This window comes from Rhodanobacter sp. T12-5 (assembly GCF_008329435.1).
Taxonomy (GTDB): domain Bacteria; phylum Pseudomonadota; class Gammaproteobacteria; order Xanthomonadales; family Rhodanobacteraceae; genus Rhodanobacter.
The window spans coordinates 271,083-293,787 of the sequence record NZ_NPKN01000002.1 but is presented as its reverse complement, the minus strand read 5'-3'; the positions used below and the strand labels follow the sequence as shown (position 1 = coordinate 293,787).

Below are 22,705 nucleotides of genomic sequence, written 5' to 3'. Positions count from 1 at the left end.
CCTCTTGCCGCCAGCCACTCTTGATCCGCATGAAAACCTCCGAAATCCGTTCCGCCTTTCTCGATTACTTCCGCTCCAAGGATCACACCATCGTGCCGTCGAGCTCGCTGGTGCCGTCCAGCGATCCGACCCTGCTGTTCACCAACTCCGGCATGGTGCAATTCAAGAACGTATTCCTGGGCAGCGAGAAGCCGGGCTACGTGCGCGCGGCTGATGTGCAGCGTTGCCTGCGCGCCGGCGGCAAGCACAACGACCTCGATGCGGTGGGTTACACGGCACGCCACCACACCTTCTTCGAGATGCTGGGCAACTGGTCGTTCGGCGACTACTTCAAGCGCGACGCGATCGCCTACGCATGGGAGCTGCTGACCGAAGTCTTCAAACTGCCGGCGGACAAGCTGTGGGTCACCGTCTACCACACCGACGACGAAGCCTTCGACATCTGGCACAAGCAGATCGGCGTGCCGGCCGCACGCATCGTGCGCATCGGCGACAACAAGGGCGCGCCGTATGCGTCCGACAATTTCTGGCAGATGGCCGACACCGGCCCGTGCGGTCCGTGCACCGAGATCTTCTACGACCATGGCGCGGAGATCGCCGGCGGCCCGCCAGGTTCGCCGGACGAGGACGGCGACCGCTATATCGAGATCTGGAACCTGGTGTTCATGCAGTTCGACCGCGCGCCCGACGGCACGCTGAGCCCGTTGCCGGCGCCGTGCGTGGACACCGGCATGGGCCTGGAGCGCCTTGCCGCGGTGCTGCAGCACAAGCATTCGAACTACGAGATCGACCTGTTCGCACACCTGATCCGTGTCGCCGGCGAGCTGACCGGCACGAAGGATCTGGGCAACAAGTCGCTGCGCGTGATCGCCGACCACATCCGCGCTTGTTCCTTCCTGATCGTCGACGGCGTGCTGCCATCCAACGAAGGCCGCGGCTACGTGCTGCGCCGGATCATCCGCCGCGCCCTGCGCCACGGCTGGATGCTCGGCGTGCGCGGCGACTTCTTCTGGAAGATGGTGCAGCCGCTGGTCGAGGAAATGGGCGAGGCCTATCTTGAGTTGCCGGCGAAGCAGGCGTTCGTCGAGGACGCGCTGCGTACCGAAGAGCATCGTTTCGGCGAGACGCTGGAACACGGCATGCGCCTGTTCGACGACATCGCCAATAAAAGCCGGGCGGCGAAGTCGGGGAAAACCATTCCCGGCGTCGACGCGTTCCGCCTCTACGACACCTACGGTTTCCCGGTCGACCTCACCGCCGATATCGCGCGCGAGCGCGGGCTGGAGGTCGACATGGCCGGCTTCGAGCAGGCCATGAACGAACAGCGCGAGCGCGCCCGCGCCGCCGGCCGTTTCGAGGCCAGGGGACAGATGCCGGCCGAGCTGGCCAGCCAGCTCAAGCCCACGGTGTTCCTTGGCTACGAGGCACTGCAAAGCACCGGCAGCAAGGTGCTGGGCATCGTGCGCGGCGGCAACCAGATCGAGCAGCTGGGCGAGGGAGAGGAGGGCCTGCTGATCCTCGATCGCACACCGTTTTACGCCGAGTCGGGCGGCCAGGTCGGCGACACCGGCACGCTGTCCAGTGAGGCTGGCCGTTTCGAAGTCAGCGACACGCTGAAGATGGGCGGCGTGTTCTTCGGGCACGCCGGCCGCTGGCATGGCGCACAGCCGTTGCGCAGCGGCGACACGGTCGATGTCCAGGTCGACGCCTCGCGCCGCCAGGCGATCGTGCTCAACCATTCGGCCACCCATCTGTTGCACGCGGCGTTGCGCAAGGTGCTCGGTGACCATGTCGCCCAGAAGGGTTCGCTCGTCGCGCCGGAGCGGCTGCGCTTCGACTTCTCGCACTTCAAGCCGATGAGCCACGACGAACTGGTTCGGGTCGAGTCCATGGTTAATGCCGAAGTTCGTCGCAACGCGACCGCCGAGGTACGCAACATGGCCTATGACGAAGCCATCGACTTCGGTGCGATGGCATTGTTCGGCGAAAAATACGGCGACGAAGTGCGTGTGCTCAAGATGGGCGACTTCTCCACCGAACTGTGCGGCGGTACGCACGTCGGCCGTACCGGCGACATCGGCCTGTTCAAGATCGTCAGCGAGGCCGGCGTTGCCTCCGGCGTGCGCCGTATCGAAGCAGTCACCGGCGACGGTGCACTGATGTATGTGGCCGACGAGGAGCGACGCCTCGGGGAGCTGTCCCAATTGTTGTCCAGCAGTGGCGACGATGCGGTGGAAAAGCTGCGCCAGCTGTTCGACCGCCAGAAAAAACTCGAGCGCGAACTGGAATCCTTGCGCAGCAAGGCCGCCGGTTCCGCTACCGCCGAGCTGGCGTCTTCGGCCACCGATGTCGGCGGCATCCGGATTGTTGCCGCACGCCTGGAAGGACTCGATGCCAAGTCGCTGCGCGACAGCGTGGATCAACTCAAGCAGCAGCTCGGTGACTGCGTGGTCCTGCTCGCCGGCGCATCCGATGGCCGGGTCGCACTGATCGCAGGCGTGCATGGCGCAGCGTTGGGGCGCATCAAGGCCGGCAGCGTGGTGGCGCACGTCGCGGCACAGATCGGAGGCAAGGGGGGCGGTCGCCCGGACATGGCCCAGGGCGGTGGGGCTGACTCGCCCGAGTTGCCTGCGATTCTGGCGGCTTTGCCGGATTGGGTGTCCACCCAGTGACGTTGTCCGTATACAACCTGAACCCTCCATTTGTCACGATTCAGGTACGTTGCGTAGGTCAATCGGGCTCAGTTACTATCGACCTCGTGTCGGCACCAGCGGAAACGCTGGGGTCGCCAGTCAGGACGCTCAGGAGTGTTTTGGCTGTGAGCCGGGAAGGCGGTAGGGCCTTCGGCGGATCAATCGTCGAACTGTGGAAGGACGGACTCAGGGGTGAGGCTCCGCCAATCTGCAGGCCTGTGACCAACAGCATTTTATGGAGTAGCAAATCATGTTGATTCTGACCCGCAGGGTCGGCGAAACCCTGATGATCGGCGACGAGGTGACCGTTACCGTTCTTGGTGTGAAGGGCAATCAGGTGCGCATCGGCATCAACGCACCCAAGACTGTGGCCGTCCACCGCGAAGAAATCTACCAGCGAATCAAAGGCGAAGGTGAAGCCGGCAGCGTCCCCGACGAATCCGCAGAACACTGATCCCGAATTATTTCTTTACCTCGACCCCGCCGGTTAGTATCCTTGCCCGCTCCGCAGAAATGCGGAAAAAACCCGGAGAGATGCCCGAGTGGCCGAAGGGGCTCCCCTGCTAAGGGAGTATCGGGCTAAACACCTGATCGAGGGTTCGAATCCCTCTCTCTCCGCCAGATACGCAAAGCGCCCCGCAAGGGGCGTTTTGCGTATCTGGCGGAGAGAGGTGGTGGACGAACCAACCGTTCGACAAATTCGTCTGGAACGAATTTGGACAGCCGCAGGCTGGCCCTGGAGCGCGCAGCGCGGAAGGGTTCGGCCCAAGGATGGGCCGAACAATCCCTCGCGGACTTCACGCCACTTCGCACCTCATCGAAGCGGCGTTTTGCGTATCTGGCGGACAGAAGTGGTGGACGTCTGCTCTAGCTCCTGAGCATTTAAGTGAACCTGACCCCGCTCCCCAGACCCCGTTCCCCAGCGATAGCACTGCAAAAGCTTACAACGCTTGCCGCGACGGCACTGACGCTATCACCCATCGCCCCCCCGGTCATGCCTCAGCTTGGACCTGCTGACATCCTCGGCCTGACTGTCGAGGATGTGATTCCGCCCATCTGATATCGGCGCAAAACGTGATCCGCACGTTTGTTGGGCTGTCTCTCAGCGTGAGACCGGGAAGTCTGAGACTGCAGCCGTCACCTGTCATCTGAACCAATATGTCTTACGTCACGAAGATGTGTCTGCGCATGATGGGCTGGTGCCTGTTGCCGATCCTTTTTGCGGCCTTGGTGGCTTGGCCCATGTCCGCAGTGCTTGAACTCCAAGATGGGTGGCCAGCCAGTTCTTCCAGATTTGCCCGCAACTTTATAGGTGTAATCTACAACGCCGCTGAAAGAATGACGATTTTTCTCGGAGACGCCCGATCTAGCAAGTAGTAAAAGCTTTCATCCCTTAAGAAGAGTCATACATGGAACCTTATCTCTACCGTTTCAGGTCAATACAAAGCCTCCTCGGTGAGTATCAGGAGCTGAAGAACCAAAGCATTTATTTTGCCTCGCGGTCTGAATTGAATGATCCCATGGAAGGGTACAAAGACATCTACTGGGACGGCGATGAGGTGGTGTGGAGGAACTTTTTTCGACATTACATTCAGTGTCTGGCTCATGCCACTTTTCAATTTTGCGTTGCGCTCGAAACTACCCTTATTACATGGGATTCCATACCATTGCATGACCCACGACATGATGGTGTGAATGAAAAAATTAGGGCATTGCTCGACGAAATTTTAGCGGAAACATTTTCTCATGAAGATCTCTTTCGCTACATTAAATGCATCGCGGAAAGAGGGCTTTCGGTGCGCCGCAACGAGGTTGAATTTCATATAAGAAATGTTCATGCCATGGCCGTGCCGTGTATCAACAGAGTTCTACACAAACACAAGCTGGCGTCTGCATTCACGGATGTCGAGGTCGCGATAGGGCACGCTATTCAGAGGCTCGTCGAGGCATCAGATGCTGTGCGGTTGTTGGAGACCAGCAAAGCTAAAAATGGCCTCCGGGATAAGGAGCACACGAACGAACAAATTTATGCAGTCATAAACAGCTCTATCATGCAGATGACATTAATTGATCAACACAATGGTCAGATGGATAGGGCACAAAAGAATCGGAATTTTGTACTTATTGATTTTCCTGCTGGATATGTGCAGAAAATTGAATGTCTTGTCTATCCGCTATGGTACGCAGCGTGCTTTACAAAAAACTGCAAGAATTCTGCTGTCTGGGGTACTTATGGTGATAGTCATCGAGGCGTTTGTCTGAAGTTCAAAGCCAACGTCGAGCAGGGACAATCGATTTTGAGGTTGAGCCGTGTCTGCGGTTGGAGTTCATCAGAAGGTCCAGTGCGCCAAAGGGTGTCGGACCGATTTACTGCTGTGGAGTATCGCTCGAATTTTGTCTCGATAGATTTTTTCAGATCTCTTGGACGACTACCTATTGCGATCATCAACCGTAACTGGCACACATCGGAGGACGGTGCCCGGAGTGTTTGCGCGCTGACTGGCGACTTCACAGCAGAACAGCACGCGAAGTTTTGGCAACAATTCGAGCAGAGTGCGACCACCAAACTCTCAGACTGGGCCTATGAAGAGGAATATCGGCTCATCGTGCATGGTCTCTTGGGCGATTATGAGGAGCCAGCTCTGCGGGTGGCTAACTATGACTTCTCCGATTTGGAGGGAATCATTTTTGGCATGAATACCAAGGAAGACGACAAGTTGAGCATCATGCGTATCATCGAGGAAAAGTGCCGTGAGCATCAGCGCAATGATTTCAAGTTTTACCAAGCATATTACGCCGCGGAAAAAGCATGTATCGAGGTAGCTGAGCTTGGCCTTTTGAAGGTCTCACTTGATCAAGAGCATCCTGCAGATGTGAACTAGGCATGCTTGACGTGGCTCCAAAGGGACGATCAAGTTCAGTCCACACATCACACCACGGTATGTGGGCTGTCAGGCGAGGCGAAGACTTGTGGACGAACCAACCGTTCGACAAATTCGTCTGGAGTGAATTTGGACAGCCGCAGGCTAGCCCGGAGCGCGAACCGCTTAGGGCTTCAGCCCAAGGCTGGGCCGAACAATCCCTCGCGAACTTCACGCCACTTCGCACCTCATCAAAGCGACGTTTTGCGTATCCGGCAGAGAGCTGCAATCCGCGCACGGCTTCGACTCCGCGCCTTTGGCGCTACGCTCAGCCCGAACGACTTTTTGACGAACGGCTTTTGAAGAGACGACTTCCGAAAAGGTGGTTCCGACGCGCCGATGGCGACCGCCAAAAGCACCAAATTTCAGCCAGTCGCCAGCCCGCGCAATTCGACCCCATCCCCATCCACCCGCAACACCGACCCGTGCTCGTACCAGTCCCCCAGCACGATCCGTTTGGCCGGCTGGCCGTCCAATTCGAATGTGTGCACCGCCGGTCGATGCGTATGCCCATGGATCAGGCGCGTCACCCCGGCCTTTCGCATGGTCTCCGCCACGGCATCGGCGTTGACATCCATGATGCTTTCCATCGTGCTGCCGGTATGCGCCTTGCTGTCCTCGCGGGCTTTGGCGGCCAATACCCGGCGCGCCTCCAGCGGCATCGCCAGGATCTGAGCCTGCCATTCGGCATTGCGCACCTGCCGGCGCACGGCCTGGTAGGCGACGTCATCGGTGCACAGCACGTCGCCGTGCATGAGCAGGGTGGGGCGGCCCTGGACGTCGTGCACGGTGCTGTCTTCGAGCAGGGTCATGCCGGCGCGTCCGGCGTAGGCCTGGCCGAGCAGGAAGTCGCGGTTGCCGACCATGAAGTACACCGGCACGCCGGCATCGCGCACCGCGCGGGTCGCGGCAGCGATGCGCTGGGGAAGCTCGGCGTCGTCATCGTCGCCGATCCATGCCTCGACCAGGTCGCCGAGGATGTACAGCGCATCGGCATGGCGGACTTCGTCGCTGGCCAGCCAGCTTTCGAACAGCGCAGTGATCTGTGGGCGGCCGGGATCGAGGTGCAGGTCGGAAATGAACAGGGTCGCCATGATGCCGATCAATCCTTGCCCGTCGGCTTGGAGGCCTTTTTGCCCTTTCCGGTGGCGGGTTTGGCGGTGGCGGTCGTGGCGGCGTTGGCCGGGTTGGCGACACGGGAGGCAGCTGCCGGGGTTTCCTCGCCGATGACGCGGGCGCTTTCGATCAGCACCAGCGGATTGGGTACGTCGCCGGCGAATGGGCCAAGGGCGCGGGTGGGCAGGGCGGCGATCTTGTCGACCACGTCCATACCCTTGATCACCTTGCCGAACACGGCATAGCCCCAGGTCAACCCGCTCTGGTTGCCGACGAAATCGAGGCGCCGGTCGTCGACCAAGTTGAAGAAGAATTGCGCGGTGCCGGAATTCGGATCCGCGCCGCGGGCGACGGCCACCGTGCCGCGCAGGTTCGACAAGCCGTTGTCCGCTTCGCTGGCCACGGCGGGGCGCGTGCGTTTCGGCTGCAGATCGCGCGTATACAGACCGCCCTGCACCAGATAGCCGGCAATGGCCCGGTGCAGCAAGGTACCGTCGTAAAAACCGTCGCGCACGTATTGCAGGAAATTGGCCACGCTCTTCGGTGCCTTGTCCGGATACAGCTCCAGCGTGATGTCGCCCTGCGAGGTGTGCAGCAGGACCTGCGGCGGAGGCGCAGCGGGTGTGGCGGTGCTGGCGGCGGGCGCGGGTTTGGCCGTCTGTGCCGCCAATGTCAGCGGCAAGATCAGGAGCAGTGTGGCGAGCAGGGATTTCAACATGGGCATCAGGACTGTCTTGGCGTCCGCACATGATACGCGGACGCGACGGGAGCTGGCTTGCTGCCGTCCGATCAACTGCTGGAGACTTCCAGCTTCACGCCGAGTTCGGCCATCGGCGATTGCTCCTGCTGCAGGTCGGTTTCGCTGAGCGGGTGCTGTTCGCACCAGGCCGCCGGCAGTGCCAGTCGCAGGCACTTGCTGCTGGCGCTCAAGCGCATCTGCGGCAGCGACTCGGCACGCCGGGCGCGTCGGAACAGCACGGCCAGGCGCAACAGTGCCGTGGTATGGCGCGCCAGCTGGCGATAGCGCTGCGGCAATCCGGTGATCACCGACTTGTCCGGCTTGCGTCGGTGCATCTCGACCACCGCCGCCAGCAGTTGCTGCTCCTGGCTGGAGAAGCCGGCCAGATCGGCATGACGCAGGATGTAGGCGCCGTGGTGGTGGTGCTGGCTGTGCGCGATGGCGAGGCCGATCTCGTGCACACGCGAGGCCCACGACAGCCACTCGCGCGCATCGCCGTCCAGTTTCCAGCTCCGCGCCACCTGGTCGAACAGCATCAGCGCGGTCGACTCGACCCGGCGTGCCTGGGCACGATCCACGCCGTAGCGGGTGGCCAGCGCATCGATGCTGGCAGTGCGCGGATCGCTGCCGCCGGCGCGGCCGAGCAGATCCCACAGCAGGCCTTCGCGCATCGAGCTTTCGCATACGCGCAGCCGTTCGATGCCGAGCGCGGCGAATGCCGCCTCGAAGATCACCACGCCACCGGCGAGCACCGGCGCGCGATCCTCGACCAGGCCGGGCAGCTTGAGCGTGCCGATCTGGCCGTGTTCGATCAGCACGTCGCGCAACGATGCGAGCGACGCCGGGGTGATGCCGTCGTCGGAAAACTTCATCGCCTGCACCACCGCACCGATCGACTTGGCGGTGCCGGACGAACCGAACGCATCCTGCCAGCCGGACTCGCGATAGTCCTCGGCGAATTGCTGCAGCAGTACGCCAATGTCACTGTGCGCGCGCTGCCAGCGCTTGCGGGTGAGTTTGCCGCCGGGGAAGAAGCGCAGCGTCGAGGCGATGCAACCGGCCTGCACGCTCTCGGTGTGCAATGGCGCGAGGCCGCGACCAATGATGAATTCGGTGCTGCCGCCGCCGACATCGATCACCAGCCGCGGTTCGCGCGAAGCAGGCAGGTCGTGCGCGGCGCCCAGGAAGATCAAGCGCCCTTCCTCGCGCCCCGAAACCACTTCGATAGGGTGGCCGAGTGCGGCTTCGGCGGCAGTCAGGAAGGTTTGCGGCGACGCCAGCCGGCGCACGGTGTTGGTCGCCACCGCGCGCACCCGCATCGACGGCAGGCCGGCGATGCGCTGGCCAAACCGGGCCAGGCAGGCCATCGCGCGGGCGCGCCGTTCGGCGTCCAGGCCGCCGTCTGCGCGCAAGCCGGCGGCCAGTCGCACGGTGTCGCGCAGGCGGTCGATCACCCGCGGCTCGCCGTGCTCCACGCGCGCCACGACCATGTGGAAGCTGTTCGAGCCCATGTCCACGGCAGCGATCAATTCGCCGTCGCGGATCGGTGTCTGTTCGGTTGGACTCACGCCCGGGCTCCGGCGACGGCAAAACGCGGATTCTCGCACGTGGACGTGAAGCGGATGAGATGTGTGCGGCTCATTGGCAGAACCTTTCGAGCAGGCCTTGCTGCGCGCTGTACGGTGCATGTTCGCCGGGTTCGGCGCGCGTGTAGCGGCCGTCGCTGTCGAGCAACCATGCCTGGGTGTTGTCGGCCAGGCCGTTGGCGAGGGTTTCCTCGAACACGCGCGCGGCCAGCTCGGGGTCAAGGATCGGGAACGCCACCTCGATCCGCCGCATCAGGTTGCGCTCCATCCAGTCGGCGCTGGCGCAGTAGATTTCGGGGTTGCCGTCGTTGCCGAACCAGTACACCCGGCTGTGCTCCAGGAAGCGCCCCACGATCGAGCGCACGCGGATGCGCTCGGAGATGCCGGGCAGGCCGGGCCGCAGGGTACAGGCGCCGCGCACGATCAGGTCGATCTCCACGCCGGCCTGCGATGCGCGGTACAGCGCCTCGATGACATGTGCCTCGTTCAGTGCGTTGAGCTTGGCGACGATGCGCGCGGGACATCCGGCTTGCGCGTGCGCGATCTCGCGCTCGATCTTCGCCAGCACGCTGGGGTACAGCGTGAACGGCGAATGCAGCAGCCGCTTCAGCTCGATCATCGGGCCCAGGCCGGACAGCTGCTGGAACACCTTGTGCAGGTCCTCTCCGATCTCGGGGTTCGCCGTCATCAGGCCGATGTCGGTGTACATGCGGCTGTTGGCCTGATGATAGTTGCCGGTCGACAGGTGCACGTATCGCCGCAGCGCCTCGCCTTCGCGCCGCACGATCAGCATCATCTTGGCGTGGGTCTTGTAGCCGACCACGCCGTAGACCACCTGCACGCCTGCCTCCTGCAGCCGCGTGGCGAGGCGGATGTTGGCCTCCTCGTCGAAGCGCGCGCGCAGCTCGATCACCACGGTGACGTCCTTGCCGTGGCGGGCTGCCTCCACCAGCAGGTCGACCAGTGGGGTGTCCTCGCCGGCGCGGTACAGGGTCTGCTTGATCGCCAGTACCTGCGGGTCGGCGGTGGCCTGGCGCAGCAGGTCGATCACCGCGGCGAAGCTCTGGTAAGGGTGATGCAACAGCACGTCGCGCTGGCCGATCAGGTCGAACTTGCTGCGGCCGCTCTCCAGTGCCGACGGCAGTTGCGGGTTGAAGCGCGGGAACTTCAGTGCCGGCCGGTCCAGCCAGTCGTAGATCAGGCCCGCACGGATTATGTTGACCGGCCCGTCGCAGCGGTAGACGTCGGTTTCTTCCAGTTGGAAGTTTTCGATCAGCATCGCGGTGATCGCCTTCGGGCAATCGTTGGCGATCTCCAGCCGCACCGGGCGCGCGTAACCGCGCCCGATCAGCTCCTCGCTGAGCGCAAGCGCAAGGTTTTCCACCTCCGCTTCCTCGACGATGAGCTCGCTGTTGCGGGTGACCCGGAACTGATACGAGCCGACCACCTTGAGGCCGGGAAACATCAGGTCGACGAAGGCCTGCAGCAGTTCGGCCAGGAACACGAAATGCTCGCCCGGTCCGCAGACTTCGGCCGGCACGCGGATGATTCGCGGCAGCGAACGCGGCGCACGCACCAGCGCCATGTGGCCCTCGTGGCCGAACGCATCGCGGCCTTTCAGAACCACCGCGATGTTCAGTGTCTTGTTGAGGATGCGCGGGAACGGATGCGCCGGGTCCAGCCCCAATGGCGACAGTACCGGCAGCACTTCGTGTTCGAAATAACCCTGCAGCCAGCGCCGCTGGCGAGGGCTCCAGTGCTTTCGGGTGAGGATGCGGATTCGCGCTGCGTCGAGTTGCGGGCTGATCTGCTCCTGCCACGCCGCATATTGCTCGGCAACCAGGTCGAGCACGCGGCTGCGGATCCGCGCGAGCAATTCGCCGGACGAGATACCGTCCGGGCCGGGCGCCGCCGAGCCATACGCGTGGTGATGCTTGAGCATCGCCACGCGTACCTCGAAGAACTCGTCGAGATTGTTGGCGACGATGCTCAGGTAGCGCAATCGCTCCAGCAGCGGCACGGCGGCGTCGCGGGCCATTGCCAGCACGCGGAAATTGAATTCCAGCGCGGCCAGTTCACGGCTGAGGTACAGACTGGGAGCCGTCAGATTGGCGCTGCCGGGCAGGGCGGAAGTTTGATCGGGCATGCTGCATTCTGGCTCATGGCATGGGCCAAAGGCACGTGCGGCGTTGCTTCAACGATCTTCGTCCTTGTCGCCGGGAGCCAGCAGGCGCGCCTGGCCGAATTGGCAGGCGAAAGTGGAGCCGACGCCTGGCGTGCTTTCGATGCGCAACTGCGCCTGGTGCAGGTTCAGCACGTGCTTGACGATCGACAGGCCCAGGCCGGTGCCGCCACTGTCGCGCGAGCGGCTGGACGAGACGCGATAGAAGCGTTCGGTGAGCCGGGACAGGTGCGTGGCCGAAATGCCGAAGCCGGTGTCGTTGACCGAGTACACCGCGCCATCGGGCGTGCGCTCCCAGCGGATCGTAATGCTGCCGCCGGCCGGCGTATAACGCACCGCGTTGCTGGCCAGGTTCGACAGCGCGCTGTGCAGATCCTTCGGCGAGCCAAGCAGGTCTGCCTCGGCGGTGGATTGAAGCGTGATCCGGTGACGGCCGTGGCTGAGCGCCTCGGCTTCCTTGCGCACGGTGGCCAGCAGCGCGGCCATCGGCACGCGTTCATCGCTGATGTGATGCTGGGTTTCCAGTCGCGACAGGGTCAGCAGATCCTCGACGATCTGGCCCATCCGTTTCGACTGCACGCGCATCTCGTCGAGTACCGATGCCAATTCGGGAACGTCCTCCGGATCGATCAGTTCGAGGTAGCCGTGGATCACCGTCAGCGGCGTGCGCAATTCGTGCGAGACATTCGCCACGAAGTCGCGCCGGACCTGTTCGAGCCGGTTCAGGTGGCTGATGTCCCGCGCAAGCAGCAGTTGCTCCTGATCGCCGAATGGCAGCAGGCTGACGTTGATCTGGCTGTCCGCCTGGCCGGGCGCAACCGCGTCGTTGAGCGGCTCGTGCGCGCCACCGCGCAACCAGTCGGCCAGTTTCGAGCCGGCCAGCCGTTGCTGCAGCGCCGCGCCGCGATCCTGTGGCCGACGCAGCCCCAGCAGATTTTCCGCGGCATGGTTGAACCAGCGGATGCGTTGTTGCCGATCGAGCAACACCACCGCGTCCGGCAACTGGCTGGCGGCGTTGCGCAAGTCGCGCAGGTTGGCGGCAAGGCGGCGGGAACGCATCATGAAACGGTCATGCTGGAGAGGGTTGGGTGCGGCCGGAGTCGTCATCATGGGCCGTGCCTGATGACGGATCCGGGTCAGCAGCAAGACGACTTCGGCCAGCGCGACCAGCGCAACGCCGGTGGCAACGTGCCCGCCGGCAAGCCCGCCGACCGCGGCGCCGGCGAACAAGGCGGCGGCGAGCGCGGCGGGCAACTTCCAGGAAGGCGTGGCTGGCGGGGTCATTCAGGGATGGCGCGGCAGCGCTTGAGGGTGGTGCCCAGCATCGGCAAAAGCCGCAGATGCTGCAAGCCAGGCGCTCAAACGCTGGTCGAGAAACGGTAGCCGGTGCCGCGCACCGTCTGCACCAGGTCGTCCAGCTTCCACGGTTCCAGCGTCTTGCGCAGCCGGCGGATGTGCACGTCGACCGTGCGCTCCTCCACGTAGACGCTGCCGCCCCAGACGTGATCGAGCAACTGCGTACGTGAATAGACGCGCTCGGCATGAGTCATGAAGAAGTACAGCAGGCGATATTCGGTCGGCCCGATCGGTACCGGTTCGTCGCGGGCGAATACCCGGTGCGCGGCGCCATCGATGCGCAGGCCGCCCACTTCCACCATGCCGGAGCCGTCGTCGCCCTGGCTGCGCCGCAGCACCGCCTTGATCCGTGCGACCAGTTCGCGGGTAGAGAAGGGTTTGACCACGTAGTCGTCGACGCCGGCCTCGAGTCCGTTGACCCGATCCATCTCCTCGCCGCGTGCGGTGAGCATGATGATCGGGATCTCGCGGCTGAGCTCCTCCTTGCGCAGGCGCCGCGCCAGTTCGAGTCCGCTCATGCCGGGCAGCATCCAGTCGAGCAGGATCAGGTCGGGTACCTGTTCGGCGACCGCCAACTGCGCGGCGCGGGCGTCGGCTGCCTGCATCGCATCCATGCCGGCCTTGCGCAGGGCGAAGGCGATCATCTCGCGAATCGAGGTTTCGTCTTCAACGATCAGGATGCGTTTGTGCACGCCGTGGTCTGCCGGTGGCTTGTGACGAAGATATTGCAACGCATGATTGTTACGTGTCGATGACAGGTGTTGCCCTTGCATCTACAACCGGGAGCCGTCCTCCGGACTGTCGGCGGTCTTGATGTTGCGTTTGTGCAGCTCCAGCACCAGCGGGGTCAGTTCGGCGATGCGTGCCTGGATGCGCACCCGTGCGTAGTAATCGAGGTCGTCACGCTTGAGCAGCCGCTTCAGCTGTTCCATCGCGTCATAGGGGCGGCCGGAGTAATAGCTGGCATCGGCGAAAGCCTCGCCGGCCCGCACGCTGTCCCCGGCCTTGCCGCTGGCGCGGCCGTAAGCGCTGTAGATTTCCGGCTCACTGGCATTGTCCAGCAACGGTCGCAACAGGTCGGCGGCAAGACCGGCCTGCTCCTTGTCGCCGCCTGCGGTGAGGGCATTGGCGTACGCGAGCGCCACCGCGCGATTGCGCGGCGATTGCGTGTTGAGGTCGTGGTAGAGCGCCAGCGCTGCGCCTCGTTGGCCTGACTGCAATCGGGCATCGGCAAGCGCCAGCCGCAGGATCAGGTTGTCCGGATGGGTTTTCAGCAGCGGCTGCAGCTGGGTGATCGCCAATGCGCCACGACCACTGCGGGTGAGTGCCAGCGCGTAGCCGTAGTGGTTCGCCGGCGTGTCGAAACCGGCGGTTTTCTGCAGGCCGGAGGCGTAGTAGGTGGACAGTCTTGGCGCATCGCCGGCCAGCACACGCACGCGTTCGCGCATCAGGGCATAGGTGATGCCGCCCGTGGTCGGCGCCAGTACCAGCGTGGCAGGATCCTTCACGAAAGCGATCGGCGCGGTGCTTTGCTCCCACTGGCGCTTGTCCATCGCTGCAAGAGATGGTCGCCGTTTCTGCGCGGCGATCAGGCCGCCGGCGCGTGCTTTGGCGTCACTGATCCGCATGGTCGTGACCGGATGGGTTTGCAGCAAAGCCGGCACGTCGCCGCCCGCGCCGGCGCTCATGGCGTCCTCCATGCGCTGGAAAAAGCCGGCCATCGCGTTCGGGTCGAAGCCTGCTTTGGCCAGCGTCTGGATACCGACGCGATCGGCTTCGACCTCGTCCTTGCGGGTGAAGTTGATCGACTTTTGCGCGAGCAGGCCCTGGCCGCCGGCGAGCACCGCCATCGGCGCGTCGCCGCTGTGGCTGCTGGCGCCGGCGACAATCGCGCCGAGCAGTACCAGCGCCATCAACGGCGCGTCCTTCTTGGAGTCTTCGAACGCGCGCTGCAGATGGTTCTGGGTGATGTGGCCGATCTCGTGGGCGAGCACGCCGGCCAGCTCGCTTTCGTCCCGGGTGATCGTGATCAACCCCGAGTTCACCGCGATGTAGCCGCCGGGTGCGGCGAACGCGTTGATCTCCGGATCCTTCACGACGAAGAACGCGTAATGGTCTTTCGGCTTGTCGCAGTTGGCGACCAGCCGAAAGCCGAGGTCGTTGATGTAATCGTCCAGCAGCGGATCGTCCACCACCATGTCCAGCGCGCGCATCTGGCGCAGCATCGAAGCGCCATAATCCTGCGCTTCCTGCGGCGAAATCAGGGCGTTGGCCGAGCTGCCCAGGTCGGGCAGGCGCACGTTATCCTGGGCGCCTGCAGCGCAGGCGAGCCCGGCGGTGATCAGCGCCGTCAGCAGGCGTGGGGCGAGTCGTCGTGGTGCCATGGTCATAGGTTGGGCGACAATAACACTGTGACCGTGCTCCGCCGCATCGGTTCACCAAGCCTGGACTGCTTGAGCCGACGGTGCGGCGGCCCCATTTGATGTTGGTCTTTTCCAAATTGCGGAGTGTTGTGATGTCCAAGATCGAGGTCTATTCCACAGCGGTATGCCCATACTGCGTGGCGGCCAAGAACCTGCTCAAGTCCAAGGGGCTGGAGTGGACCGAAGTGCGCGTCGACACCGACGCGGCACAACGCGACGCGATGCTGGCGCGCAGCGGCGGCCGCCGCACGGTGCCGCAGATCTTCATCAACGACCGGCACGTGGGCGGCTACGACGATCTGGTCGCCGCCGACCGCAGCGGCAAGCTGGCCGAGCTGCTGGAGCAGGCGGCATGAGCGACAAGCTTGCCGAGTTCACCGCGTTCCGCCAGCGCATGAACGAGCGCATCCTGGCCGAGGACAACCAGGTCGTGCGGCGCTTCTTCGCGCTGGACACGCAGACCTACAAGGCCGGCGCGCTCGACGTGAAGACCAAGGAGATGCTGGGCCTGGTCGCCTCCATGGTGCTGCGCTGCGACGACTGCATCAGCTACCACGTGGCCCAGTGCAAGGAAGCGGGCGTGCAGCGCGACGAGTTCTTCGAGGTGTTCAGTGTGGGCTTGGTGGTGGGCGGCTCGATCGTGATCCCGCACCTGCGCCGCGCGGTGGATTTCCTGGACAAGCTGGAAGCCGGCGAATCCGCCACCCCGGAATGCGCCGACCACGCGTAGGAGCCCGCTAGCGGGCGATGCTTTCCGGGGGGAACGGGGAACGGGGAACGGGGAACGCAGGGGCTCGCCGCCAGCGAGCTCCTACGAGGATTCGCAACGCTCCGTGCGAGGATTTGCAACGGTTCAGGCGGGGCGCCAGCTGTCCGGCAAGGCGCGCATGGGCGATAATGGGCGGTCTTGACGTGCGCCGTTCCGTGCGCGCACGCACCCAGCCCCCAAGGAGTACCCCCATGAGCAAAACCATCGCCGTGATCCCGGGCGACGGCATCGGCCCGGAGATCATGACTGCCACGCTGCGCGTGCTCGACGCGCTGGACTGCGGCCTGAGCTATGACTTCGTCGATGCCGGCATGGTCGCGCTGGAGAAGCACGGCGACCTGCTGCCCAAGGCCACGCTGGACAAGATCGCCGAGCACAAGGTGGCATTGAAAGGCCCGCTGACCACGCCGATCGGCGACGGTTTCACCTCGGTCAACGTGACCTTGCGCCGCCACTTCGACCTCTACGCGAACGTGCGCCCGGCGCTGAGCTTCCCGGGCACCAAGTCGCGCTACGAGAATATCGACATCATCACGGTGCGCGAGAACACCGAGGGCGCCTACCGCTCCGAGGGCCAGACCCTGTCCGCCGATGGCGAGATCGCCGAGTCGGTGGCGCGCAACACCCGCAAGGGCAGCAGCCGGATCGTGCGCTACGCGTTCGAACTGGCGGTGAAGAAGGGCCGCAAGAAAGTCACCGCGGTGCACAAGGCGAACATTCTGAAGACCAGCTCGGGCCTGTTCCTCAACGTGGCGCGCGAGATTGCGAAGGAATACCCGCAGATCGAGTTCAACGAGATGATCGTGGACAACACCTGCATGCAGCTGGTGATGAAGCCCGAGCAGTTCGACGTGATCGTCACCACCAACCTGTTCGGCGACATCCTGTCCGACCTGTGCGCCGGCCTGGTCGGCGGCCTCGGGTTGGCGCCGGGCGACAACATCGGCGAGCACGCGGCGATCTTCGAGGCGGTGCACGGCTCGGCGCCGGACATCGCAGGCCGCGGCATCGCCAACCCGTGCGCGCTGCTGCTCGCCGCGGCCGACATGCTCGACTACCTGGACATGGTGGCCAAGGGCGACCGGTTGCGCCAGGCGATCCGCGACACCATGACCAACGACCGCGACAGCGTGACGCCGGACCTGGGCGGCAAGGGCAGCACCAGCAGCTTCGCCGACGCGATCGTGAAGCGCCTCGCGGCCTGATTCCCGTCATCGTTGTGAAAAAAGCCGCGGGCATCCCGCGGCTTTTTCATTGGCCCCGCGCGGTCCAGGCGACCAGGATTTTCGACCGGAGCCACGGCCCGTAGAATGTCCGGATGCCATCGCCTGCCATCGTCAACGACGCCTACGCATTCTGGGTATTCGTCTACATCGCCGCCGCCGTACAGGCGGCGTTGCTGGCGCTTGCGTTGTGGCGGCGACCGGTCAATGCCGGGGCCAACCGGGTGTTGGCGGTGTGGATCGCGCTGACCGGTGCGGATCTGCTGGTCAAGGCGGTGTACTGGAACTCGCTGTCGCCGGAGTGGTTCCGGGCGTACCGGTTCGTGGCGCTGTTTCCGTTCCTGTACGGCAGCCTGTTCTATGTCTACGTGCGGGAGCTGGTCGAAGCTCGCGGTTTGCGCCTGCGCGACGGCGTGCATCTGCTCGGCTTCGCCGTGATGCTTGCGCTCAATACGCACGTGCTGTTGATGAGCGACCAGCAGATGCAAGCGCTGTCCTCCCGCTGGGTGGCGGGCGAGAAAACCATCGGTTCGTGGTTCGACGTGCCGCTGTTCGTCTACAGCTTGTCCTACGTGGCGGCGGCGCTGGTGCGCGTGCATCGCTATCGTCGCCATCTGCGCGAGCGGCGTTCCGATGCCGACCGCATGTCGCTGCGCTGGATCGACGTGATGGCGGGTTGCCAGGTCGTGGTCTGGATCATCGCCACGACGCAATGGCTGGCGACGGTCCCGGGGATCGACTACCGCCTGCTGTTCGGTGCGGTCGCCGCGTGGGTTTGCGTGGTGGGCTGGCTCAGCCTGAACCAGTCGCCGGTGGCGAGCGAGCCGGGCGGCGAGGAAGCGGATGACGCACCGCGAAGCCCTGTCGAGGCCGGCGATGCGCGCTTCCCCGCGGTCGAGGCGCGCTTGGCGCAACTGATGGGCGATGGCGACGCGCTTTACCGCGAGCCGGCGCTCACCATCGCCCAGGTGGCCAAGCGCAGCGGCTATCCCGAATACCTGGTGTCGGCGGTGATCAACCGACGCTTCGGCGGTACGTTCTGGGATTACATCAACCGCCTGCGGGTCGAGGCGGTGCGCATCCACCTGGCCGATGCTGCGGATACCCGCACCATCCTCGACGTCGCCTACGACTGCGGTTTCACCTCCAAGTCCACCTTCAATGCCGCGTTCAAGCGGCAGGTGGGCGAGACGCCGAGCCACTACCGCAAGCGCCACGGTCAAGGTGGTGCTGTCACGGCGACGGCTGGCGATGCAGGGCGGCGATGATCGCGGCGACCATGTCTTCCGTGCCGGTGCCGTAGTCGATCGAGATACCCATGCGCACGACCACCAGATGCTCCGACGGCACGATCACCAGGTATTGCCCAAGCGCGCCGCGCCCGTAGTACATGTCCTTCGGCAATTTCGGCATGCCCCACGGGGCGTCCCAGACCGGCACGCTGCCGTCGTTCACCAGGTTGGTCCAGAAACCGGCGCCGTAGCCGGTTTTCAGGGTTTGCGAATGGCTGTAGGCAACCCAGCCTTCGGGCAGGATGCGACGCCCGTCCACCACGCCGCCGTCGAGGTAGAGCTGGCCGAAGCGGGCGAAGTCGCGGGCCGAGGCGTAGACGTTGCTCGATCCGACCGGTGTGCCGGTGGCGTCGGTCTCGATCACCGCGTTGCGCATGCCCAGTGGCGCGAACAGTTCATGGCGCGCGAAGCGCTCGGCATCGACAGCACTGCCGCCGGCCGCATCGCGGACGATCCGCGAGAGCAGGACATAGCCGAGGTTGCTGTAGCCCCAGACCGTGCCGGGCGCGTGGGCGAGCGGCATCCGCGATGCGTAGCCGGCCATGTCGGGTTCGAGGAACAGCATGCGCGTCATCGGGCTGAGCGCGCCGTCGGTTTCGTCGAACGGCAGGCCGCTGTCCATGCGCAGCAACTGGTCGATGGTGATCGCACGGTGCGGGTCGGCCGGTGAACGCCAGGCGGCGATCGGCGCGGGCTGGTCCGGTTGCAGCTTGCCTTCACGCACCAGGATGCCGATCAGCGCGCTGACCACCGATTTCGTCAGCGAATGGGCGTAGATCGGCGTGTCCGGGCCGTAGCCAGGGGCGTAGTGTTCTGCGATCAGCTTGCCGTCGTGCAGTACCACCACGGCCTTGGTCAGGCGCGGGTGGAGCGGGTCGGGTTCGGCGAAAGCCTGGTCGAGTGCTCGGGCGATCGCCGGATCGGTCGGCCTGACCACGGTCGTCGGCCAGGCGTTGACGATAGGGGGCGCAGCGAAGCCGGCCGCCTCGGGCACGGCTCCGTCGCCATGCATGAGCAGGCAGCCAAGGCCTTCGCGATACACCGCCCGCGCGGTGAAGTCGCCGAATACCGAGGTGCGCACTTCGCGCCTGGCGCCGTCAACCTCGTAGTGGATCGCCCAGCCGATGCTGCGCATCAGTGGCAGCTGTTCCTCGGCGAAGGTTCGCTGCGGATCGACGTGCGAAACGAACGCGGCGGCGCACAGCGAGCGGCTGACCGAGCCGGTGGCGGTGCGGAACAGATCCTTGCCGGCGGTGCCGATCCAGACGGTGGCGGCAAGCAGGAAGACGAGCAGGGTGACGAGGGTGACTTTCAGGAGACGCAAGGCCATGGTGGTCCGCCGGATCGGTTGTCGGGGCGGCCAGCATGGGGAACGCGGGGGTGGCGATCGTCCGATCCGGCGGAATCGTACGGCACCGAGTACCGTGCGGGTGCGATCCAGCCGGTCCGGACGTCAGTCCAGCGAACAACTGCCATCGGCCCAGCCGTTGAACTCGCGTTCGACGCGACGGCGCACTGCGGGAATCCGCAGCAACGGCAACAGTAGCCAGTAGGCCGGAATCTGCCGGCATAGCAGGGTGAATCCAGCCGCGCCGCGCAGTGTCGTGTCGTGGTGCAGATCCTGCACCACGACTTCGCCCGGGCGCAGCGGACCCACGGGCGAGACGCCCGTGGCATCCTCGAATCGGCCCAGCCAGTCGAGCCGGCGATGCCACCGCGCGTAACGTGCGCATTTCGCGCAGTCCGGATGGCGGAACAGCCTGATCGCGGCCATGGCGGCGGCCCTTCAGTGCTTGCCGGGCATGTAGTGGCCGGGCTCCGCGCGCGAAGGGATGGCGATGCGGTTCCAGCCGTTGATCACGATCACCACCATGTTGAGGTCGATCAGCTCTTCCTCGCTGAACTGGGCGCGGGCCTCCTCGTAGACCTCGTCCGGCACGCCGTGGACCGGATCGAGCCGGGTCACCGCCTCGCACCAGGCCAGCGCGGCGCGTTCGCGCGCACTGTAGAACGGTGCCTCGCGCCAGGCCTGCAGCACGTACAGGCGCTGCTCGGTCTCGCCGGCGGCGCGGGCATCCTTGCTGTGCATGTCGAGGCAATAGGCGCAGCCGTTGAGCTGCGAGGCGCGCATCTGCACCAGTTCGATCAGGCTTTGCTCGATGCCGGAGTTTTTGATGTAGTCGCCCAGGGCGAGCAGCGGCTTGAGGGCTTCGGGGCGTTTGTAGACGTTGAAACGGGGCATGGGGTAACTCCTGGCGATATGCGGCCGGGATGGCCGTTCAGTGCAAGGACGTGGATGGCGCCGATTTCGTGACAGCCGCCAGCCGGGCCAGCTTGCCGGGGTGGCGCAGGGCGTGCACCGCGGTGATGCGCTCACCGTCGTCGTCGATCCAGCTGGCCGACACCAGTGTGTCGCCCTGCCAGCCGAACAGGGCCGGTGCGCCATTGAGCTCGCGGATCTCGTGGCGCACGCCGCCGTATCGCTGCTGCTGCAGCGCGATCTGCATGTAGAGCCGGGCCAGCCGCTCGGCGCCGTGCAGCGGACGCAGGGTGGCCCGTGCCAGGCCGCCGCCGTCGGAAACACTCATGGCGTCTTCGGCAAACAGGGCGCGCAGGGTGGGCATGTCGGGCTGCTGCAGCGCCTGCATGAAACGTTCGAGCAGGCGCCGCTGGGTGTCGATGTTCGGCATCGCCTGGCGTGGACGATCCTCGCGAAGTCGCTGCTTCGCACGATGCACGCGCTGGCGGCAGGCGTCTTCGCTGATGTCGAGCATCGCTGCCGTTTCGGCGTGGCTGTAGTCGAATACTTCGCGCAGCAGGAAGGCTGCGCGCTCGTCGGCGCTGAGGCGTTCCAGCAGCAATAAAAAGGTGAGAGTCAGGCTTTCGGCCCGCTCCAGTTGCACTTCGGGTTGTTCGGATTCGGCGACCAGCGGTTCCGGCAGCCAGGGCCCCGGATAGTGCGCGCGTTCGGTCTTGGCGCGGCGCAGGCGATCCAGCGCGATGCGCGTGGTTACGGTAACCAGCCACGCCTCCGGGTCGTCCAGTGCGTCGATGTCCTGCGCGTGCCAACGCAGCCAGGCATCATGCAACACGTCCTCGGCGTCGTTCGGCGTGCCAAGCATGCGGTAGGCAAGCCCGAAGAGGCGCGAGCGATGTTGCTGGAACAGGGTGGTTTGTGGATCCATGGCGTTCTCCGGCGAGGTACGCATCAAGGACGCACGCGGATCACGCGATGTGACCGCTTAGCGGAAGAACGGCCAGGGGGCCAGGAAGATCAGCCAGATCAGCAGCACGATGCCGACGTACTTGAGCGCTTTGTACAGCTTCTTGTAGCGACGCTTGAACGCCGCCTTGAAACGATGACTCGCTCCCTTGCGACCCTGGCTGAGCGCGAACAGGCGGTTCACGAAACCGGTTTTCTCGGCTTCGCCCTCGGTATTGGGCGAGGCGGTGATCTTGCCCATGAAAGCACCCACCCGGTGGTTGATTGCATTCATCCAGTGCGTGCGCAACGGCCGTTCGACGTCGGCAAACAGGATGACCCGGGTCTGCCCGCTGGTGTTCTCGGCCCAGTGCACGTAGGTCTCGTCGAACACCACGTCCTTGCCGTCGCCCCAGGCGTGTTCTTCCCCGTCGACGAAGATGCGGCAACTGCGCGAATTCGGCGTGATCAGGCCGAGGTGGTAGCGCAACGAACCGGCAAATGGGTCGCGGTGCGGGTTGAGTTTGCTGCCTGGCGGCAGCAGCGCGAACATCGCAGCCTTCACGCTGGGGATCGACTTCAGCAGGGCCACCGTCTGCGGGCACAACGCTTCGGCCGAGGCCAGCGGCTCGCCGTACCACTTCAGGTAGAAGCGCTTCCAGCCCTGCTTGAAGAAGCTGTTGAAGCTGGCGTCGTTGTTCTTCGCGGCGGCGCGGATGTAGCCCTCGTCGAACAGGTGCGTCGCCTCGTCGCGGATCGCCTGCCAGTTCGCCTGCAGCAGATCCAGCTGCGGAAAGCCGCGGCGGTCGAGAATGGGCTTTGCCGGCACCGCCGAGAACGCATACATCAGCAGGTTGTACGGCGCGAATACCGCCGAATGGTCGACCAGTTGGCGATCGAAACGCAGTCGCACGCGCCCGCGCAGATGCACCAGCAGCACGCACAGCACGAAGAAGGCGAGCAGGGCGAGCAGGATCAGGCGAGGAGTGAGAATCATGTCGGTGGGTGCGGCCGTGGCGGAGCGGTCAGGGGCTTCATTCTACTCGTTTGCCTGACCGACTCCGACGGACCGTCAATGGTCGCCAGGCAGGAAGCGGCATCGGGAAGACCTCGTTCCCGCGCACGCGGGAATCCAGCCTGCCGTTTTTCGGCTTCTGGAGGGCGGAAGCCAAGATGGCTCCCGCCTTCGCGGAGTGACGACGT

The 22,705-nt window shown here is 64.4% G+C and carries 19 protein-coding genes and 1 tRNA gene; 8 read left to right on the top strand and 12 right to left on the bottom strand.

Translation table 11 applies throughout. The features are described 5' to 3' along the window. Positions 1-29: 29 nt before the first annotated feature. The 4 genes from alaS (at position 30) to CIW53_RS05445 (ending at position 5,575) form a co-directional block, all read left to right on the top strand. A complete protein-coding gene (gene alaS, locus CIW53_RS05460) occupies positions 30-2,672 on the top strand; it encodes an alanine--tRNA ligase (RefSeq protein ID WP_149363683.1) in 2,643 nt (880 codons plus the stop codon). Positions 2,673-2,943: 271 nt separating this feature from the next. Further along, positions 2,944-3,147: a carbon storage regulator CsrA gene (csrA, locus tag CIW53_RS05455; RefSeq protein WP_149363682.1), complete on the top strand. Its 204-nt coding sequence runs from the start codon at positions 2,944-2,946 to the stop codon at positions 3,145-3,147. Positions 3,148-3,221: 74 nt separating this feature from the next. Then, positions 3,222-3,314: transfer RNA gene (locus tag CIW53_RS05450), tRNA-Ser, on the top strand. A gap of 788 nt (positions 3,315-4,102) precedes the next feature. Beyond that, a complete protein-coding gene (locus CIW53_RS05445) occupies positions 4,103-5,575 on the top strand; it encodes a DUF2971 domain-containing protein (RefSeq protein ID WP_149363681.1) in 1,473 nt (490 codons plus the stop codon). A gap of 404 nt (positions 5,576-5,979) precedes the next feature. Here CIW53_RS05445 and CIW53_RS05440 read toward each other — a convergent pair whose 3' ends face one another. From CIW53_RS05440 to CIW53_RS05410, 7 genes are all read right to left on the bottom strand, one after another. After that, positions 5,980-6,708, bottom strand: a complete 729-nt coding sequence (locus tag CIW53_RS05440) for a UDP-2,3-diacylglucosamine diphosphatase (RefSeq protein WP_149363680.1) — start codon at positions 6,706-6,708, stop codon at positions 5,980-5,982. Between the two features lie 8 nt (positions 6,709-6,716). Next, positions 6,717-7,448: a peptidylprolyl isomerase gene (locus CIW53_RS05435; protein WP_149364161.1), complete on the bottom strand. Its 732-nt coding sequence runs from the start codon at positions 7,446-7,448 to the stop codon at positions 6,717-6,719. Positions 7,449-7,519: 71 nt separating this feature from the next. Then, on the bottom strand, positions 7,520-9,037 hold the full coding sequence (locus CIW53_RS05430; protein ID WP_149363679.1) for a Ppx/GppA phosphatase family protein: 1,518 nt from the start codon (positions 9,035-9,037) through the stop codon (positions 7,520-7,522). 70 nt (positions 9,038-9,107) lie between these two features. Next, complete coding sequence (gene ppk1, locus CIW53_RS05425) at positions 9,108-11,201, bottom strand: polyphosphate kinase 1 (protein ID WP_149363678.1); 2,094 nt, start codon at positions 11,199-11,201, stop codon at positions 9,108-9,110. 48 nt (positions 11,202-11,249) lie between these two features. Continuing rightward, positions 11,250-12,347 carry a phosphate regulon sensor histidine kinase PhoR gene (gene phoR, locus CIW53_RS05420; protein WP_242451821.1) on the bottom strand — a complete coding sequence of 366 codons (1,098 nt, stop codon included), beginning with the start codon at positions 12,345-12,347 and terminating at the stop codon, positions 11,250-11,252. A 248-nt stretch (positions 12,348-12,595) separates the two neighbouring features. Further along, positions 12,596-13,285 carry a phosphate regulon transcriptional regulator PhoB gene (phoB, locus tag CIW53_RS05415; RefSeq protein WP_149363676.1) on the bottom strand — a complete coding sequence of 230 codons (690 nt, stop codon included), beginning with the start codon at positions 13,283-13,285 and terminating at the stop codon, positions 12,596-12,598. 81 nt (positions 13,286-13,366) lie between these two features. Next, positions 13,367-14,983, bottom strand: a complete 1,617-nt coding sequence (locus tag CIW53_RS05410) for a M48 family metalloprotease (RefSeq protein WP_149363675.1) — start codon at positions 14,981-14,983, stop codon at positions 13,367-13,369. A gap of 125 nt (positions 14,984-15,108) precedes the next feature. Here CIW53_RS05410 and grxC point away from each other — a divergent pair, with 125 nt between their 5' ends. The 4 genes from grxC to CIW53_RS05390 all read left to right on the top strand — a co-directional run bounded on the left by grxC (position 15,109) and on the right by CIW53_RS05390 (position 18,276). Continuing rightward, positions 15,109-15,372 (top strand): glutaredoxin 3, encoded by a 264-nt coding sequence (gene grxC, locus CIW53_RS05405; RefSeq protein ID WP_149363674.1) that lies wholly within the window; start codon positions 15,109-15,111, stop codon positions 15,370-15,372. Next, positions 15,369-15,746 carry a carboxymuconolactone decarboxylase family protein gene (locus tag CIW53_RS05400; protein WP_149363673.1) on the top strand — a complete coding sequence of 126 codons (378 nt, stop codon included), beginning with the start codon at positions 15,369-15,371 and terminating at the stop codon, positions 15,744-15,746. Before grxC ends, CIW53_RS05400 begins: the two co-directional genes overlap by 4 nt. A 230-nt stretch (positions 15,747-15,976) precedes the next feature. Continuing rightward, positions 15,977-16,990 (top strand): isocitrate dehydrogenase, encoded by a 1,014-nt coding sequence (locus CIW53_RS05395; protein WP_149363672.1) that lies wholly within the window; start codon positions 15,977-15,979, stop codon positions 16,988-16,990. Between the two features lie 113 nt (positions 16,991-17,103). After that, on the top strand, positions 17,104-18,276 hold the full coding sequence (locus CIW53_RS05390) for an AraC family transcriptional regulator (RefSeq protein ID WP_149363671.1): 1,173 nt from the start codon (positions 17,104-17,106) through the stop codon (positions 18,274-18,276). Here CIW53_RS05390 and CIW53_RS05385 read toward each other — a convergent pair. The 5 genes from CIW53_RS05385 to CIW53_RS05365 form a co-directional block, all read right to left on the bottom strand. Beyond that, positions 18,242-19,630 carry a serine hydrolase gene (locus tag CIW53_RS05385; RefSeq protein ID WP_149363670.1) on the bottom strand — a complete coding sequence of 463 codons (1,389 nt, stop codon included), beginning with the start codon at positions 19,628-19,630 and terminating at the stop codon, positions 18,242-18,244. The genes CIW53_RS05390 and CIW53_RS05385 overlap by 35 nt on opposite strands. Before the next feature lie 123 nt (positions 19,631-19,753). Continuing rightward, positions 19,754-20,074 (bottom strand): hypothetical protein, encoded by a 321-nt coding sequence (locus CIW53_RS05380; RefSeq protein ID WP_149363669.1) that lies wholly within the window; start codon positions 20,072-20,074, stop codon positions 19,754-19,756. Positions 20,075-20,086: 12 nt separating this feature from the next. Beyond that, positions 20,087-20,542, bottom strand: coding sequence for a carboxymuconolactone decarboxylase family protein (locus tag CIW53_RS05375; RefSeq protein WP_149363668.1), 456 nt, complete (start codon positions 20,540-20,542; stop codon positions 20,087-20,089). 37 nt (positions 20,543-20,579) lie between these two features. Next, positions 20,580-21,485, bottom strand: coding sequence for an RNA polymerase sigma factor SigJ (sigJ, locus tag CIW53_RS05370; RefSeq protein WP_149363667.1), 906 nt, complete (start codon positions 21,483-21,485; stop codon positions 20,580-20,582). 57 nt (positions 21,486-21,542) lie between these two features. Then, complete coding sequence (locus CIW53_RS05365) at positions 21,543-22,499, bottom strand: aspartyl/asparaginyl beta-hydroxylase domain-containing protein (protein WP_149363666.1); 957 nt, start codon at positions 22,497-22,499, stop codon at positions 21,543-21,545. Positions 22,500-22,705: the final 206 nt, after the last annotated feature.

Coding starts and splice junctions, on each gene's coding strand:
- CIW53_RS05440 (WP_149363680.1), bottom strand. CDS start 6,708: ATGGCGACCCTGTTCATTTCCGACCTGCACCTCGATCCCGGCCGCCCA.
- phoR (WP_242451821.1), bottom strand. CDS start 12,347: ATGATGACGACTCCGGCCGCACCCAACCCTCTCCAGCATGACCGTTTC.
- CIW53_RS05365 (WP_149363666.1), bottom strand. CDS start 22,499: ATGATTCTCACTCCTCGCCTGATCCTGCTCGCCCTGCTCGCCTTCTTC.
- grxC (WP_149363674.1), top strand. CDS start 15,109: ATGTCCAAGATCGAGGTCTATTCCACAGCGGTATGCCCATACTGCGTG.
- ppk1 (WP_149363678.1), bottom strand. CDS start 11,201: ATGCCCGATCAAACTTCCGCCCTGCCCGGCAGCGCCAATCTGACGGCT.
- CIW53_RS05380 (WP_149363669.1), bottom strand. CDS start 20,074: ATGGCCGCGATCAGGCTGTTCCGCCATCCGGACTGCGCGAAATGCGCA.
- CIW53_RS05395 (WP_149363672.1), top strand. CDS start 15,977: ATGAGCAAAACCATCGCCGTGATCCCGGGCGACGGCATCGGCCCGGAG.
- CIW53_RS05410 (WP_149363675.1), bottom strand. CDS start 14,983: ATGACCATGGCACCACGACGACTCGCCCCACGCCTGCTGACGGCGCTG.
- alaS (WP_149363683.1), top strand. CDS start 30: ATGAAAACCTCCGAAATCCGTTCCGCCTTTCTCGATTACTTCCGCTCC.
- csrA (WP_149363682.1), top strand. CDS start 2,944: ATGTTGATTCTGACCCGCAGGGTCGGCGAAACCCTGATGATCGGCGAC.
- CIW53_RS05400 (WP_149363673.1), top strand. CDS start 15,369: ATGAGCGACAAGCTTGCCGAGTTCACCGCGTTCCGCCAGCGCATGAAC.
- CIW53_RS05375 (WP_149363668.1), bottom strand. CDS start 20,542: ATGCCCCGTTTCAACGTCTACAAACGCCCCGAAGCCCTCAAGCCGCTG.
- CIW53_RS05435 (WP_149364161.1), bottom strand. CDS start 7,448: ATGTTGAAATCCCTGCTCGCCACACTGCTCCTGATCTTGCCGCTGACA.
- CIW53_RS05390 (WP_149363671.1), top strand. CDS start 17,104: ATGCCATCGCCTGCCATCGTCAACGACGCCTACGCATTCTGGGTATTC.
- CIW53_RS05445 (WP_149363681.1), top strand. CDS start 4,103: ATGGAACCTTATCTCTACCGTTTCAGGTCAATACAAAGCCTCCTCGGT.
- CIW53_RS05385 (WP_149363670.1), bottom strand. CDS start 19,630: ATGGCCTTGCGTCTCCTGAAAGTCACCCTCGTCACCCTGCTCGTCTTC.
- sigJ (WP_149363667.1), bottom strand. CDS start 21,485: ATGGATCCACAAACCACCCTGTTCCAGCAACATCGCTCGCGCCTCTTC.